Here is a 16,022-nt window from a genome sequence, read left to right on the forward strand (position 1 = left end):
CGGCGGCGATGGCGAAGTCACGCAGCCCCTGATCAAGCCAACCATGCGCCCGCAAGCCCTTACGCCCCTCTTCGCACAGGTCACGTCACTGCCGGGAATCGGTCCGCGGCTGGGCACCCTCGTGGAAAAGCTGGCGGGCCCGCTGGTCGTCGACCTTCTCTGGCACCTGCCCGCTGGCGTGATCGACCGCCGGAACGCGCCCGACGTCGCCCAGGCGCGCGGCGGCGAGGTCGCCACACTGACCGTCAACGTCGACGAGCACATGGTGCCGCACAGTCCGCGGCAGCCCTACAAGGTGTGGTGCAGCGACGAGACCGGCCGCGTCTGCCTCACCTACTTCAACGGCCGCGAGGAGTATCTCAAGAAGCTGCTGCCGCCGGGCGAGACGCGGGTGGTGAGCGGCAAGGTCGAGATCTACCAGGGCGAGGTGCAGATGACGCACCCCGACCATGTCGTGCCGCTGGCGGAGCGCGACGCCATCCTTCGGGTCGAGCCCCTCTATGGGCTGACCGCCGGCCTCACCCAGAAGCCGGTGCAGAAGGCGATCGCGGCCGCCGTCGACCGGGCGCCCGCCCTCCCCGAATGGCAGGACGCCGCCTTTCACAAGAAGCAGGGCTGGACCGAATGGAAGACCGCCGTCGCCCGTGTCCACGCCCCGGAAGAGCTGGGCGATCTCTCGCCCGCCCGTCCCGCGCGGGCGCGGCTCGCCTTCGACGAGCTGCTGGCCAGCCAGCTCGCCATCGCGCTGGTGCGCCATCACAACCGCACCCTGGCCGGTCACGCGACGAAGGGCGACGGCCGCCTGCGCGAGGCCGCCCTCGCCACGCTGGGCTTCGAGCTGACCGCCAGCCAGACCCAGGCCATCGCCGAGATCGCCGACGATCTCGGCAAAGAAGAGCGCATGGTGCGCCTGCTGCAGGGCGATGTCGGCAGCGGCAAGACCCTGGTAGCGCTGCTTGCCATGCTGATCTGCGTCGAGGCCGGCGCGCAGGCGGCGATGATGGCACCGACGGAGCTTCTGGCGCGCCAGCATTTCGCGACCATCGCGCCGCTGGCCGAAGCGGCGGGCGTGAAGATCGCGCTGCTGACCGGGCGCGACGGCCAGCGCCAGAAGAAGCAAACCTTGCAGGGCCTGGCTGACGGCACGATCCAGCTCGTGGTCGGCACGCATGCGCTGGTGCAGGAGGATGTCGAATTCGCTGACCTCGCCCTGGCGGTGGTCGACGAGCAGCACCGGTTCGGCGTGCATCAGCGGATGGCGTTGTCGTCGAAGGGCCATGCCGTCGATCTGCTCGTCATGACCGCGACCCCCATTCCGCGCACGCTGATGCTCGCGGCCTATGGCGATCTCGACGTCTCCAAGCTCACGGAGAAGCCCAGGGGCCGCCAGCCGATCGACACTCGCACCATCCCGCTCGAGCGGATCGGCGAGGTCGCGCAAGGGATTGGCCGGCAGATCGCGACCGGCGCCCGCGTCTACTGGGTCTGCCCCCTGATCGAGGAGTCGGAAGAGATCGACCTCGCCAACGTGACCGAGCGCTTCCAGCTCTTGAACGAGCGCTTCCCCGGAAAGGTCGGTCTGCTGCACGGCCGCCTGAAGGGCGCCGAGCGCGAGGCCACGATGGCAGCCTTCGCTGACGGGCGGCTGTCGATTCTCGTCGCCACCACCGTGATCGAGGTCGGCGTCGACGTGCCGGCGGCGACGGTCATGGTGATCGAGCATGCCGAGCGCTTCGGCCTGGCCCAACTCCACCAGCTGCGCGGCCGGGTGGGACGTGGCAGCGCCAAGTCGACCTGTCTGCTGCTCTATGCAATGCCGCTCGGCGAGACCGCCAAGTCGCGCCTCGCGATCATGCGTGAGACCGAGGACGGATTCCGGATCGCCGAGGAGGACCTGAAGCTGCGCGGCGCCGGCGAGCTTTTAGGCACGCGCCAGAGCGGCCTGCCCGACATGCGGCTGGCCGACCTGGCGGTCCATAACGAGCTCCTCGAAGCCGCCCGCGACGATGCACGGCTGGTGATCGCCCGCGATCCCGACCTTCAAACCGAGCGCGGCAAGGCGCTGCGCGCCCTCCTCTACCTCTTCCGCCGCGACGACGCGGTCAGGACCTTGCGGGCGGGCTGATCAGCCCAACTGGCTCACATACGTCCGCAGCGCCTCGCGCGCCGCTTCGGCCGACTTCTCGGCGTCGGCACGGCGGTTGGCGAGGGCTTCGAGGTCGGTCTCCTGCTTGTCGAGGGTCGCGAGATAGCGGCGCTGGAGGTCGCTGTTGGCCGGCACCCTCGCCAGGTTCTCGCGCAGGCGTGCCTGTTCCTGCACGATCGCCTGCCGCTCGGCGTCGACCTGCGCCACCTTGCGCTGGGCCTCCGCCGCCGCCTGCTGGAGCTGCAGCACGCGGGTGAGCGCTTCACGCGTCTTGGCGTCGAACTCGCGCGCCTGGGCATAGACGCGGATCTGCTCGGCCGCGCTTTCGACCAGCCGGATTTCCTGCTGCTGCGTCTGCTCCTGCACGACCTCGAAGGTCTGGGTCTGCTCACCGCCCGGAAGCTGGAACGGGATGCGATAGTTGCCTTCGCTGAGCTCGACGTCCTTGGACTCCGGTCTGGTCAAGGTCCAGCCCGGCAGGCGCCGTTGCACGACGACGAGCTGGCGCGGCTCCTTGGCCGGGCCACGCACTCGATAGACCGTCGTCTGGCGCACGACGCGCGACAGCCGCAGCGCGCCATTGGCGATGGTACCGGACGCCACCCGATCGGTCTGCGCCACGTCGCGCTCGATGATGATCTTCTCGTCGAGCGCATAGGCCAGCAGGCGCGTCTCGCCGACCGGGAAGCCCGAAAGGCGCGCGTCGCCGACATAGGAGACGTAGCCTCCCTTGTCGCGCTCGTAGAGGGTGATGATGCCGGGCGGCAGGCCCGACTCGCCATCGTTGGTCAGGCGGATCGCGGCCAGCGGGTTACGCGCGGCGGTGTCGGCCTGATAGAGCGCGAGGCGCGCCGCCGGCACGTGCCGGTCGACGATCGGGATCGACAGCGTACGGCCGTTCTCGACGCTGACCGCGCGCGGGAACTTGAAGATCACCTGCGTGGCGGCGTCGCTCGCCTCGATCTGCTCGGCGGCAGTTGCCAGTTCCGCGGGCGGCGGCGGAGGGGGGGCCATGGCCGGCGCGCCGACCGAACGCTCCTGCTGCGCGCGATACGGCGCGGGCGCCGGCATCGCCAGCGAGGATTTCGCTCTCTGGTCGGCCGTGACGCCGCCGCGATCGATACCCGGCATCAGGCGGCCGGCGATCTCGACCGGTACTTCGGGGCGGGTGACGTAATAGGCGTTGTAGAGAGCCTGATGGAAGGCCACCGGGCGGCCCGACACGAGCGTCAGCTCGACGTCCTTCCAATCCTGGCCGCTCAGATTCTCGACCACGGCCCAGCCCTGCAGTGCGGAGCGCGCGACCGCCGGGTCCGCGCCGAGCGTCAGACGGTAGGAGGCCTTCCAGACCGGCGCCTCGACGATGTAGGCCACGCGCACCGTTCGCCTGCCCTGCCCGCGCACCGCCAGGTCGATGGTGCGCGCGTCCTTGGCGCGGTTGCCCTGGATGGCGACCAGCGCCTGGCCGACCTTGTCGCGCAAGGCGGCATCGGCGAACTGCAGGTTCTCGGCGTCTTCGAGAATGAACTGCTGCAGGCCGCGATCGGTGTAGAGCGTGACCCGCGTGCGCTTCACCATGCCCTTGTTGTCGGGCAGCGCCACACTGTCCTCCTCGACCGACACGATGCGACCGGAAATCGAGCGGCTGCCGCCGACCGTGACCTGCGCGCCCTTCAAGGTCTGCAGCAGCTCGGCCGGCGAGCCCAGCGAATTCTGGTCGAACGGAAGATCCTTGAACGCCTGCGCAAGTGGCTCGCGGCCCGGCAGGCTGAGCCCGCCCACGCTGCCTTTGTCGTCATAGACGACGAGGCTCTTCAGCACGTCGTCGACCTGGCCCAGCGATACGGTGAGCTTCAGGGTCGCGTCACCGTCGACGCTCGCCTCGTATTCAAAGTAGCCGAGCCCGCCCGAGGAGAGCATGACCCTCTTCAGTGCGAGGTCCTGGGCGAAGGCCAGGGTTGGGAACGCAATCAGGCCCAGCACGGCCACGACGTTCATAAAAAAGCGCATGGTCTCTCCCGGACGTTGCCCGCGCACCGTGCATAGCGACTGTGACACAAGCACGGCGGCGGCGCGACGGAACTACGGGCGTGCTGCGTAGTTAGGAAAGCGCATCCTTGAGCGCTTCGAGCGGCAGCAGCACACACTCCTGCCGCGACTTGTGCGCCGCCACGGGAGCGAAGGCGTCGAACGGCTCGTGCGACTCGCCAGGCTCGCGGCCCAGCGCACGCTCGGCGTCATGGCGCAGCTCGGCGACCCCCGCGGCGTCACGTCCGACGGCGACGGCGGAGAGCGCGGAGGCCGAGGCCTGGCAGAGGAGGCAGCCGCGCACCTGATGGCCGAGCTCCGCAATGCGCCCCTGCCCGTCGAGCCGTACGTCGAGGATCACGCGATCGCCGCACAGCGGGTTGTCGCGCCGCACCGTCTTCGTCGGATTCTCGAGCTTGCCGGCGCCGGTCTTTGCCTTGGCGAGCGCAACGATGCGCTGCTGGTAGATCTGGTCGCTCATCGCAGCGTCTTCGCAGCGTGCGCGACGCCGGCCAGCAGCGCGTCGATGTCGCTGTTGTCGTTGTACGGCGCCATCGAGACGCGCGTCGTGCCGTCGAGATCGAAGCGCTCCATCAGCGGCTGCGCGCAGTGATGGCCGGCGCGCACGGCAACGCCGAACGAATCGAGCGTCTGCGCCACGTCGTGCGGATGCACGCCATCCAGCATGAACGACACGACGGGATAGCGGTTCTGCAGACTCGCCGGCCCGAAGAGCCGCGTGCCGTCGATCTTTTGCAGACCATCCATCAGGCGTTGCACGAGAGCCATCTCATGATCGTGCGCCCCCGCCCAGTCCAGCGCCTGCATCCACGCGCAGGCGGCGCCCAGACCAATTGCCGGACCGATCGGGGGTGTCCCCGCCTCGAAGCGGCGCGGCGACGGCGCCCAGGTCGTTTCCGCAAGGGTCACCCGCCCAATCATCGAACCGCCGCCCATGAACGGCGGCATGGCGTCCATCAGCTCGGGCCGGCCCCACAGGGCGCCGATGCCGTTCGGCCCGTAGGCCTTGTGGCCGGCAAAGGCGTAGAAATCGATGCCGAGCGACGGCAGGTCGAGCGGCCCGTGCGGCGCGCGCTGGGCGCCGTCGAGCATCACCTTCGCGTCCACCGTCTTGGCGGCTTCGACGACCGCGCGCACGTCGAGCAGCGCGCCCGTGACGTTCGAGACGTGCGCCAGCGACACCAGTTTTGTGTTCGCCGTCAGCAGGCGCGGCAACTCGGCCAGGTCGATGCGGCCGTCGTTCGTGACCGGCAGCATGTCGAGCTCGATGCCCGAGCGCGACCGCAGCAGCTGCCAGGGCACGATGTTGGAATGATGCTCGAGTTCCGACAGCAGGATGCGGTCGCCGGGCTTCAGCAACGCGCCGTAGGAATAGGCCACGAGGTTGATCGCCGCTGTACAGCCGCCGGTGAAGACGACCTCCATGGTCGGCACGCCGAGAAACGAGGCGACCTGGGCGCGGGCATTTTCGTAGGCCTCGGTGGCACGCTCGGCCAGCCGGTGAACGCCGCGCAGCACATTCGCGCGGCCGGTCGTCTCGTAATAGCGCACCGCATCCATGACCGCGAGGGGCGTCTGCGCCGAGGCGCCATTGTCGAGATAGTGGACGGGCAGGCCATCGATGATCTCGGACAGGATCGGGAACTGGCCGCGGACGGCGGCGACGTCGAAGCTCATCTCTCGCTCTCTTCCCTGGATCGCGCCCGCCATGCGGCGAGCGCCTCGGGCGTGTCGATGTCGGTGATCGCCGCCTCGCCGGTCATCTCGACCTCACAGACGAGATCGGCATGCTCGCCGATCAGGTGCTTGGCGCCGCTGTCGCCGGACAGTTTCGCCATCTCGGGAAAGAAGCGCCGCGCCCACAGGACGGGATTGCCGCGCTTGCCGGCCACCGTCGGCACACAGATGGCACGGCCCTCGACAGGGCTGAAGGCCGCCATAAGGCGATTGAGCAATGGCGCCCCGACACCGGGCATGTCGCCGAGCTGCACGACCGCGGCGTCGACAGAGCTTGGCAGCGCGCCTATGCCGGTGCGCACCGAGGTACTGAGGCCCTCTGCAAAATCCGGATTGGTGACGAAGCGCACGCGCGAGCGCGGCGGCACGGCTTTCTCGACCGCGGCGCGGACGTCGTCGGCCATGTGCCCCAGCACGACGACGACCTCGACCGCCTGCGAGGCGAGCGCCGCCGTCACCGCATGGACGACCAGGGGCGCGCCCTCGGCTTCGGCCAGCAACTTGTTCGGCCCGCCCATGCGAGTTGAGCGGCCGGCCGCCAGAACCAGTACGGCAACCCTCGGCGCCTGCTGCGGCCCCGCCTCATCCGAATCGCTCTCGTCGCGCGGCTGCGGGCGGCTGGGAATTTCGGCCAGCAGGCCACCCGATCCCATGCGCACGATCTCGGCGCGGCCGACCGGCAGGCGCGCGGCGAGACGCTCCAGAACCATGTCGAAACCATTGTACTTGGGCGACTTGGCGCAGCCCGGAAGGCCCAGCACCGGCTTGCCGTCCAGCTCGGCCGTGAGCAGCAGGTTGCCCGGATCGACCGGCATGCCGAAATGGATGAGCTGGCCGCCCGCCGCCTCGATCCCGGCCGGCACCACGTCGTGCCGGTCGACGATCGCCGAGGCGCCGGCAATGAGGAACAGGTCGCAACCCTCGGACTTCAGCTCGGCCAGCGCCTCGGCGATGGCGCTGGCGTCATGCGCGACGCGGCGTTCGCCGTTGAGGGTGCTGCCGAGCGAGGTGAGCCGCTTAGTCGTCGTGTTCACGGCCTTGTCGAGGACCTTGTCACGCGTGCCAGGCAGTTTGGTCTGGACGAGGCCGGCGCGCATCGCCTGGAACGGCGCGACAGAGATCATCGGCTGGTTGGCGGTCTTGGCGACGTCGACGGCGCGCGCGACCGCGGGGCGCGGTGCGCCGTAGGGAATGATCTTCACCGTTGCCACCATCTGGCGCGGCTCGACGCGCGCGAAGGGCGGCAGCGTCGCCACGGTCACCGATTCGTCCAGCTCGTTCAGCGCGTCGATGCGCTCCTGGTCGAGCACGGCGAGGCCTGCTTCGCGGGCGAAATGATTGCAGCGGCCGGTGAAGGCTGCGGTGACGTCGATCCCCTCACCCGCCAGCGCCCGTGCGACCGTCGCTGCCGCCTCGTCCTCGTGCATGTCATCGGCATCGAGCCGCGCGGCCACGACCGTGGAGACACCGGCTTCCTTCAGGCGCGCGATATCCTCAGTGGAGAGGACGCGCCCCTTGGCGAAGTTGATCCCGTCGGCACGCCGGCTGTGCGCGAGGATGGCGCCGGCGGCCTCGTCGACCGGTGTCTCGCCGAATCTCACGCTGCAGCGACCTTCGGCGCCGAGAGCGCTTCGAGGCGGCGCGCGCGCACCTCGATGATCTGGCCTAGGATCGATACGGCGATCTCGGCCGGCGACTTGGCGCCGATGTTTAGGCCGACCGGCCCGTGGACGCGGGTAAACATCTCCTCGGTGATGCCGACCTCGGCCAGGCGCTCCTTGCGCTTGGCGTGGGTGCGCCGGCTGCCCAGCGCGCCGATGTAGAAGACGTCGGACTTCAGCGCCGCCTCGAGCGCGGGATCGTCGAGCTTGGGATCGTGCGTCAGGGTGACGACGGCGGTCGACACGTCGAGGCCCATTTCCTGGAAAGCCTCGTCGGCCCAATCCTGGATCACCTTCACGCCGGGAAAGCGCTGGGTCGTGGCCCAGGCGCCGCGGGGATCGACGACCGTGACGTCGAACTCGAGCATGGCGGCCATGGGCGCCAGCGACTGCGCGATGTGCACGGCGCCGACGATGATCAGCCTCGGCGGCGGCACGTAGACGTTCAGGAAGATCTTGGCCCCGCCGATATCCACCGTCTCGCTCTTGCCGATATCCATGGCGCGCTGGGCCGCCGCGACGATCCCGGCATCGCTCGCCAACTCGCCCTTGGCGTCGTCGCGATAGACCAGCGCCTCGGCGGCATCGCTGAGGCGGGTGGCGAGCGTCACGGCCCGCCGCTTGGTGCGTGCGTCCTGGAGGGCGGCGAGGGTTTCGGCTTTCATCGGATCAGTTCACCTTCTCGACGAAGACCTGGACCTTGCCGCCGCAGGCGAGACCGACATCCCAGGCCTGCTCGTCGGTGACGCCGAAATCGAGCAGCCGCGGCTTGCCGTCCTTGATGGCGTCGAGCGCTTCCTTGACGACGGCACCTTCGATGCAGCCGCCCGAGACCGAGCCCACCATGTTGCCGGCATCGTCGACGCCGAGCTGGCTGCCGACGGGACGCGGCGAGGAGCCCCAGGTGACGATCACGGTGGCGACAGCGACGCCCTTGCCGTCGGCCTTCCACTTGCCGACCTGATCGAGAACTTCCAGCGCATCGCTCATGGTCTACTCCTTGCGAAGTTCGGTCTGCCAGCCGGCCAGGCGCTTGTCGGCGCCGACGGTCCGGGAACCCAGCGCCGCGATCAGGCCGGACAGGCTCTCCAGATTGTGGACGGGCCTGAATTCGTCGACATGCGGCAGCATGGCTTTGTTGCCCTGAGACTTGGGCTCATAGCCCCCGTACCGCAAGAGCGGGTTGAGCCAGATCATGCGTGAGCAGGACTTATGCAAGCGTTCCATTTCCTCATCCAGGCCGCTCGCGCCCTCGCGATCCAGCCCGTCGGTGATGAGAAGGACGACCGCACCCTGCCCCAGAACGCGGCGCGACCACTTGTTGTTGAATTCGTGCAGCGCCTGCCCGATGCGCGTGCCGCCCGACCAGTCCTCGACCTGCGCCGAGGCCTTCTGCAGCGCGATGTCGACGTCGCGGTTGCGCAAGGCCCGCGTCACGTTCGACAGGCGCGTGCCGAAGGTGAAGCAGTAGACGCGGTCGCGGTCGTTGGTGATCGCATGCATGAAATGCAGGAACATCCGCGTATAGCGGGCCATCGAACCGGAGATGTCGCACAGGATGACCAGCGGCGGCGGCCGGCGGCGCGGCTCGCGCCGGGCCAGCTCCGTCAGCCCCTCCGGCCGCATCGCACGGCGCAGCGAGGCCCGGAAATCGATGCGCGGCCCGCGCCGCGCCGCCTGATAACGCCGCGTGCGCCGCTCCGGCACCGGCAGGCGCAGGCGGGAGATGGCGCGCAAGGCCTCGTCGATCTCGGTCTGCGACATCTGCTCGAAGTCGCGAGTCTGTAGGACCTCGCGGTCCGACACGGTGAAGGTCGCTTCGACCTCGACTTCGGGCGGCTCCTCGGACTGCTCCGGCGGCGCCTCGCCCTGCCCCGGCTGCAGCGCTTCCTGCAGGCGACGGCTGAGCTGCTTGCCCTTGTCTTGCTCGGCCGGCACGCCGATCTGCGGCAGCAACATGTCCATCATCTTCTCGAGCAGGCGCGGATTGCGCCAGTAGACATGGAATGCCTGGTCGAAGATCTCGCGCTGGTCGCGGCGGTTCACGAAGACCGAATGGAGCGTCCAGTAGAAGTCGTCGCGATTGCGGATGCCCGCCGCCTCGACGGCCTCGATGGCGCGCAGGATCTGCCCCGGCCCGACCCGCAGCCCGGCCGTGCGCAAGGTCCGCGCGAAGTGCACGATGTTGCTCGCGAGCTTGCCGTCACGCGGCTCGCGTCCCGGAAGCCCGGCCGGCGGATCGGGCAGCGTGTCCATCGAAGGCTCAGCCCAGCGGCTGGGCGGCGATGTCGGACTTCACCTTGCGCAGGATCTCGGCCGCTTCCGAGCCCTGCAGGCGCTGGATGTCGTCCTGGTACTTGAGCAGCACGCCCAGCGTGTCGTTGATCGTCCGCGGATCGAGATCGAGCACGTCGAGTTCGGACAGCGCCGTCGACCAGTCGATCGTTTCGGCCACGCCCGGCGCCTTGAACAGGTCGAGCTTGCGCAATTCCTGGACGAAGCCCACGACCTGGCGCGACAGGCGCTCGCTGGCGCCCGGCGCCTTCACCTTCAGGATTTCGAGTTCGCGCTTGAGGTCTGGATAGTCGACCCAGTGATAGAAGCAGCGCCGCTTCAGCGCGTCGTGGATCTCGCGCGTGCGGTTCGACGTGATGATGACGATCGGCCGTTCCGCCGCCTTGATCGTGCCGAGTTCCGGGATCGTGACCTGGAAGTCCGACAGGACCTCGAGCAGATAGGCCTCGAACGGCTCGTCGGTGCGGTCCAGCTCGTCGATCAGCAGGATCGGCGCGCCGCCGACATGCGGCTGCAGCGCCTCGAGCAGCGGACGGCGGATCAGGAACTTCTCGTCGAAGATGTCGGCCGAGAGTTCGCCACGGTCATGCACGCCCTGCGCTTCGGCAAGGCGGATCTCGATCATCTGGCGGGCGTAGTTCCACTCGTAGACCGCCGAGGCGACGTCGAGGCCCTCGTAGCATTGCAGGCGGATGAGCGGTCGCTTCAGGGTGTCGGCCAGCACCTTGGCGATCTCCGTCTTGCCGACGCCCGCCTCGCCTTCGCAGAACAGCGGACGGCCCAGCTTGAGGGCGAGGTAGAGGACCGTGGCGAGGCTGCGGTCGGCGATGTAATCGCCGCCCTTCAGCAGCTCGACAGTGGCGTCGATGGACGCCGGAATGGGCGAAGGCATGAAACTCCCGCGAAAACTCGAGGCATCGAAGGGCTCAGTGTAGCGGATGCCCCGGCGCGCCGATATGCTGGGAATTGCCAGATAATTCAAGGATTTGGGAGGAAGGCATGGAGAGCGAACCGTTCCGGGGCCGGACCGCGATCATCACTGGCGGCGCACGGGGCATCGGCCTCGCCTGCGCCGCGAAGATCACCGCAGGCGGCGGGCGGGTCGCATTGTGGGATCGCAATCCCGATCGCGCGAAGCAGTCCGCCGCGACCCTGAAGGGCGCGGTGTCCATCGCCGTCGACGTCACCAGCGAGGCGGACGTCGCCAGGGCGCTGGCCGACACCGAGAAACTGCTGGCCCCGCCGGACATCCTGGTCGCCAGCGCCGGGATAACAGGTCCCAACACCACCGTGGCCAAATATCCCGTCGACGCCTGGCGGCAGGTCATCGACGTGAACCTGACGGGAGTCTTCCTCTGCAACCGCGTCGTTGTCGACGGCATGGTGCAGCGCGGCTGGGGCCGCATCGTCAACATCGCCTCGGTGGCCGGCAAGGAGGGCAATCCCAATGCCTCGGCCTACTCCGCCTCGAAGGCCGCCGTCATCGGCCTCACCAAGTCGCTCGGCAAGGAACTTGCGACGACCGGCGTGCTGGTGAACTGCGTCGCGCCGGCGGTGGTGAAGACGGAATTGTTCAGCCAGATGACCGAGCAACACATCAACTACATGCTGTCCAAGATCCCGATGAATCGCTTCGGCGAGGTCGAGGAAGTGGCCGAGATGGTCGCCTGGCTCGCCTCTTCCCATTGCACCTTCGCGACGGGTGCGGTTTTCGATCTCTCTGGTGGACGGGCTACCTACTGATGTCTCTTCATGAACTCACCCTGACCGAACTCTCTGCCGGCCTCGCCGGCAAGCGCTTCTCCTCGCGCGAGGTGGTCGACGCGTTGCTGGCACGTATCGAGAAGGCCGACGGCAAGCTGCACGCCTTCACCGAGGTCTACGCCAGGGAAGCGCGCGCGATTGCCGATGCCGCCGACACGGCGCGTGCCTCGGGATTTCCGCTGCCACCGCTGCATGGCCTGCCCGTCGCCTACAAGGATCTCTGCGACATCGCCGGTCGCATCGGGACCGGCGGCTCCAAGATGTGGGAGAAGCGCGTCGCCACCGAGACCTCGAACACGGTCGAGCGACTGACCGCGGCCGGCATGATCCCGCTCGGCAAGCTGCACATGGTCGAGTTCGCCTTCGGCGGCTGGGGCACCAATCCCTTGATGGGAACGCCGTGGAACCCGTGGGACCTCGAGACCCACCGCACGCCCGGCGGCTCGTCGAGCGGCACCGGCGTCGCCGTCGCGGCCCGCCTCACGCCCGCGGGCATCGGCAGCGACACCGGCGGATCGGTGCGCATCCCCTGCGCCTTCAACGGGCTCGTGGGCCTCAAGGTCACGTTCGGGCGCATCAGCCTGCACGGCACGATGCTGCTGTCGTGGACGCTCGACTCGATCGGCCCGATGGCGCGTTCGGTCGAGGATTGCGCCCTGATGCTCAACGCGCTGGCCGGTCCCGATCCGCGCGATCCCACGACGCTCGGCCAGCCGCTCGAGGATTTCGCCGCCTCGACCAAAGGCGGCTCGATCAAGGGCCTGCGCATCGCCCTGCCCGACGTCTCCGCGCTGCCGGCCTGCGATCCCGACGTGATCGAGGCCTGGCAGGCTTCGGCAAAGAAGCTGGAGGAACTCGGCGCCATCGTCGAGCCGGTGAAGATCCCCGAATGGTACTTCAATCTCGGCGTCGGCGCGGGCTCGATCTCGGCTTCCGAACTCTGGTCGCTGCATCGCGGGTGGATCGAGGACATGAACCAGCCGATCGGTGCGGGCGTCCGCGGCCGCGCAATGGCCGCCAAGGGCTTCGCCCCGGCCCTCTATGCCGAGGAGCTGCGCTGCATGGGCGAGCGCCGGGCGGCGTTCAACGCCTGGATGGCACCCTACGACGCGCTGCTCACGCCGGCGCTGGCCTCGGGCGCAATTCCCGTCACCGAGGTCGACGAGACCTCGCCCGCGATCTCGCTGATGACGCGCCCCGGCAACTATCTCGGCCTGTGCGGTCTCTCGCTGCCGAACGGCTTCTCCAAGGGCCTGCCGATCGGCCTCCAGCTGCTGGGCAAGCCCTACGCCGAGGGCACGGTGCTCAAGATCGGCAAGGCACTGCAGGACGCGACGGACTTCCACAAGCGCACGCCGGACCTGTCGGCGTTGGGATTGTAGTCAGCAAAGAAAAAGGTCCCTCGCTGCGCCCGGGCGTAAGCGAGGGACCGTTCGCTTTCAGCCGCGTTGCTTGCGGCCCTGGAGGCCGACCATGAGGCCCGCGCCGATGATCACCGCCGTTCCGAGCCAAGTATAGAAGTCGGGAACCTCGGCGAACATGAGATAGCCCACGATGACCGAGCCGATCATCTGCGTATAGTTGAACGGCGCCACGAAATTCGCGGAGGCGTAGGTCATGGCCTTGGCAACGCAATAGTGGCCCAGGGCGCCCAATGCCCCCAGCGAACAGAGCAGTGTCCAGTCGACCCACCCTGTCGGCGTCTTCCAGTGGAAAGGCAGCCACGCCGACATGAGGATCGCGCCCAGCAGCACGCTGTAGAAGATCGACGTGGCGGGCGCGTCGATGCCCGCGAGCCGCCGGATCAGGATCTGGTACATCGCGTAGCAGACGGCGCTGCCCAGCAGCAGCAGCGACTGCCACTGGAACACCGCGCTGCCCGGCCGGATCACGATCAGCACGCCGGCGAAGCCGACGATCACGGCGGCCATGCGGAAGAAGGTGATGCGCTCGCCCAGCAGCGGCCAGGCGAGCAACACGACGGCGAGCGGTGCCACGAAGGTGACGGCGATCGCCTCGGCCACTGGAATGGATTTCACCGCCGAGAAGAAGAACAGCGTTGAAAGCATCATCATGACCGAGCTGACGAACTGCGTGCCGATGCGCCGGGTGCGCAACAGGCCGAGCCCCATGCGCGGCATGAAGACCGCAGCCACCAGGACCAGATGCAGGATGATCCGGAACCAGACGATCTCCTGCGGGTCGTAGGTTGCAGCCAGCAGCTTCACCAGCCCGTTCATGATCGGGAACAGGGCGCAGGCCGTGCACATGAAGAGGACGCCCAGCAACGGCCTGGAAGACCGGCTGGGCGCCTGGATCTCGGCCATGCCGGGTCTCAGCGCAGGAAGCGTTCGAGCGAGCCCAGCAGCAGCGTTCCGCCCGTGGCGATTACGATCAGCGACGCGGCGATGGCGGTGAAGCGCCCGATTTCCTGCGAGCGACCCTCGGCGATGATCAGCCGGTGCGCCACCATCGAGGCCATGCCGATGGCCGCCAGGGTGATTGCCATGCCGAGCGCGATGGCGATGACGCCGACGACCCCTGCCCACAGCACGTCGAGTGCAATCGAGAGCAGGATGATGATCAGTGCGCCCGCGCAGGGCGCGATACCGGCCGCCGTCAGCAGCAGCCAGCCGGCGATCGTCCGCTGCGGCGCCTCGCGGCCATGGGCGTGGTGGTGGCTGTGGGTGTGGCTGTGGTCATGATCGTGGTGATGATGGCCGTGACCGTGGTCATGGCCATGATGGTCGTGGTCGTCGCCATGCCAGTGCTCGTGCAGGCGGCCGGTGATGCCGGCCCATAGACGCCAGAATCCCACCAGGACGATCAAGGTGTAGGAGACGATCTCGACGTTGCGCACCTCGCGCAGCGCGCCCAGCAAGCCGACGGTCGAGGAGAGTTTCAGCGCGCCGGCCAGCAGGAGCGCCGCCAGCGTGTGGGTGAAGGCGATCCACCCGCCGGCAAAAATGCCCTCGATCCAGGCACGCGGCCGGCTGCTGTCGAGGAAGTAGGCCACCACGACGGCCTTGCCATGACCCGGCCCCAGCGTGTGCACGACGCCATAGCCGAAACAGACGGTGACGAGGGTCCAAAGGGCCAGCGATCCGGTTCCCGACTGAACGTCGCGCAGCGAGCTCGAGAGGACCTGGTTGATGCGGCGCTGGTAGTCGGCCGAATAACGCGCCAGTTCGGCGACACCGTCGCTGAACACCAAGGCGCCCCCCAGCGCGAGGAGCAGGAGCACGCCGACCCAGAGGAAGGGCGAGCGGAAAGCGGAGGTTCTTACGGAAGTTGGCATGTCACCACGTCGGCAAAGAAGGGATAGCCGCGCACGAATTCGGATTTGTGGGTGGGATGCTTGCCCAGCGTGCAGCCGGCCGGAACCGACCCCTTGGCGACCTCGATGCGGATGAAATCCTCGGGATCGTAGGTGGCGATCGACACCAGCTTGGACGGCTGGGGCAGCGCGAAGCGCATTATGTAGACGAGATTGCGCGCGCCCTGCTTGCGCGGCAGGCCCGGCGCGTCGGCGCGCTTGTTGGCCGGCATCGGCATGCCGGCATTGTCGCCGGCGTTGCGGTCCCATTCCGGTGGAACGAAGCTCGCCGGATCGTCGATCCGCACCGAAAACTGCGGCGCCTTGGGCGGGCGGAAGTCCTTCCCGCCGGTGTTGATCCAGCTCAGATACCCCTCCTTGCCGAGCTCGGGCATCATTTCGCCGGCCAGCAGCTTGGTTTCCCGTGCCGAGACCTTGCCGTCCTTGTCCTCGTCGATCAGCGGGATTTCGACCTCGCTGGAGAACGGGTCGAACCGCCATTCGATCTCGACATGGCTATATTTGCCGTCCTTGGCGACCATGCGCACGACCTGCTGCACGACGATGTGCGGATGGGCGAACGCCGCCACCGGCGCGAGCAGTGCCAGGGCGGCCAGGACCGGGGCGAGCAACCTTCTCACGCGCCGTCCTGGTGCGGAACCGGGCGCGGCTTGCCCTCCTCATCGATCGCCACGAACACGAAGGTGCCGTGGGTGACGCGCAGGTCGGTTTCCTCGTGGCGGCGCTGCACCACGGTCTCGAGCCCGATGGTGATCGACGTCCGGCCGACTTTCACGACTTCCCCATAGATCGACACCATGTCTCCCACCTTGATCGGCTGGACGAAGGTCATGGCCGTGATCGCGACCGTGGCCACCCTGCCCTTCGCCACCCGGGCCGCGAGCGAGCCGCCCGCGATGTCCATCTGGCTCAGCACCCAGCCGCCGAAAATGTCGCCATTTCCGTTCATGTCGGCGGGCTGCGGGACGGTCCTTACGATGGGATCGCGGCGACTTTCGGACATCAATTCCTCACCGGATGTGGTTGCTTTCAC

The 16,022-nt window shown here is 68.1% G+C and carries 15 protein-coding genes; 3 read left to right on the top strand and 12 right to left on the bottom strand.

The genetic code is table 11. From position 1 onward, the window contains the following. Nucleotides 1-43: 43 nt before the first annotated feature. Nucleotides 44-2,125 (top strand): ATP-dependent DNA helicase RecG, encoded by a 2,082-nt coding sequence (recG, locus tag ACO07I_RS02625; protein WP_422014021.1) that lies wholly within the window; start codon nt 44-46, stop codon nt 2,123-2,125. Here recG and ACO07I_RS02630 read toward each other — a convergent pair whose 3' ends face one another. The 8 genes from ACO07I_RS02630 to ACO07I_RS02665 all read right to left on the bottom strand — a co-directional run bounded on the left by ACO07I_RS02630 (nt 2,126) and on the right by ACO07I_RS02665 (nt 10,780). Continuing rightward, nucleotides 2,126-4,156, bottom strand: a complete 2,031-nt coding sequence (locus ACO07I_RS02630; protein WP_422014023.1) for a DUF4139 domain-containing protein — start codon at nt 4,154-4,156, stop codon at nt 2,126-2,128. A gap of 91 nt (nt 4,157-4,247) precedes the next feature. Continuing rightward, nucleotides 4,248-4,655 carry an iron-sulfur cluster assembly scaffold protein gene (locus tag ACO07I_RS02635; protein WP_422014025.1) on the bottom strand — a complete coding sequence of 136 codons (408 nt, stop codon included), beginning with the start codon at nt 4,653-4,655 and terminating at the stop codon, nt 4,248-4,250. Further along, on the bottom strand, nt 4,652-5,872 hold the full coding sequence (locus ACO07I_RS02640; protein WP_422014027.1) for an aminotransferase class V-fold PLP-dependent enzyme: 1,221 nt from the start codon (nt 5,870-5,872) through the stop codon (nt 4,652-4,654). The genes ACO07I_RS02635 and ACO07I_RS02640 overlap by 4 nt, the downstream gene beginning before the upstream one ends. Then, nucleotides 5,869-7,533, bottom strand: a complete 1,665-nt coding sequence (locus ACO07I_RS02645; protein WP_422014028.1) for an NTP transferase domain-containing protein — start codon at nt 7,531-7,533, stop codon at nt 5,869-5,871. Before ACO07I_RS02645 ends, ACO07I_RS02640 begins: the two co-directional genes overlap by 4 nt. Then, nucleotides 7,530-8,258 carry an XdhC family protein gene (locus tag ACO07I_RS02650; protein ID WP_422014030.1) on the bottom strand — a complete coding sequence of 243 codons (729 nt, stop codon included), beginning with the start codon at nt 8,256-8,258 and terminating at the stop codon, nt 7,530-7,532. Before ACO07I_RS02650 ends, ACO07I_RS02645 begins: the two co-directional genes overlap by 4 nt. Nucleotides 8,259-8,262: 4 nt before the next feature. Beyond that, the gene (locus ACO07I_RS02655) at nt 8,263-8,583 is read right to left on the bottom strand and encodes an XdhC family protein (RefSeq protein WP_230548836.1); all 321 of its coding nucleotides are present in this window, start codon (nt 8,581-8,583) and stop codon (nt 8,263-8,265) included. Between the two features lie 3 nt (nt 8,584-8,586). After that, nucleotides 8,587-9,849 carry a vWA domain-containing protein gene (locus tag ACO07I_RS02660; protein WP_422014032.1) on the bottom strand — a complete coding sequence of 421 codons (1,263 nt, stop codon included), beginning with the start codon at nt 9,847-9,849 and terminating at the stop codon, nt 8,587-8,589. Nucleotides 9,850-9,856: 7 nt separating this feature from the next. Continuing rightward, nucleotides 9,857-10,780, bottom strand: a complete 924-nt coding sequence (locus ACO07I_RS02665) for an AAA family ATPase (RefSeq protein ID WP_422014034.1) — start codon at nt 10,778-10,780, stop codon at nt 9,857-9,859. Between the two features lie 107 nt (nt 10,781-10,887). On the opposite strand from ACO07I_RS02665, the gene ACO07I_RS02670 reads away from it, so the two are divergent. Both ACO07I_RS02670 and ACO07I_RS02675 read left to right on the top strand, forming a co-directional pair. After that, on the top strand, nt 10,888-11,631 hold the full coding sequence (locus ACO07I_RS02670) for an SDR family NAD(P)-dependent oxidoreductase (protein WP_422014036.1): 744 nt from the start codon (nt 10,888-10,890) through the stop codon (nt 11,629-11,631). Next, complete coding sequence (locus tag ACO07I_RS02675; RefSeq protein WP_422014038.1) at nt 11,631-13,034, top strand: amidase; 1,404 nt, start codon at nt 11,631-11,633, stop codon at nt 13,032-13,034. The genes ACO07I_RS02670 and ACO07I_RS02675 overlap by 1 nt, the downstream gene beginning before the upstream one ends. Before the next feature lie 57 nt (nt 13,035-13,091). On the opposite strand, the gene ACO07I_RS02680 is transcribed toward ACO07I_RS02675, so the two are convergent. Genes ACO07I_RS02680 through ACO07I_RS02695 form a run of 4 tightly spaced genes read right to left on the bottom strand, consistent with a single transcriptional unit; the run spans nt 13,092 to nt 15,992 of the window. Next, nucleotides 13,092-13,979, bottom strand: coding sequence for a DMT family transporter (locus ACO07I_RS02680; protein WP_422014040.1), 888 nt, complete (start codon nt 13,977-13,979; stop codon nt 13,092-13,094). 8 nt (nt 13,980-13,987) lie between these two features. Next, nucleotides 13,988-14,950, bottom strand: coding sequence for a hypothetical protein (locus ACO07I_RS02685; RefSeq protein WP_422014042.1), 963 nt, complete (start codon nt 14,948-14,950; stop codon nt 13,988-13,990). Further along, a complete protein-coding gene (locus ACO07I_RS02690; protein WP_422014044.1) occupies nt 14,935-15,609 on the bottom strand; it encodes a DUF1007 family protein in 675 nt (224 codons plus the stop codon). Before ACO07I_RS02690 ends, ACO07I_RS02685 begins: the two co-directional genes overlap by 16 nt. Further along, on the bottom strand, nt 15,606-15,992 hold the full coding sequence (locus ACO07I_RS02695; RefSeq protein WP_298317830.1) for an acyl-CoA thioesterase: 387 nt from the start codon (nt 15,990-15,992) through the stop codon (nt 15,606-15,608). Before ACO07I_RS02695 ends, ACO07I_RS02690 begins: the two co-directional genes overlap by 4 nt. Between the last annotated feature and the right edge of the window lie 30 nt (nt 15,993-16,022).

The sequence above is a fragment of the Reyranella sp. genome, from assembly GCF_965227665.1.
Taxonomy (GTDB): domain Bacteria; phylum Pseudomonadota; class Alphaproteobacteria; order Reyranellales; family Reyranellaceae; genus Reyranella.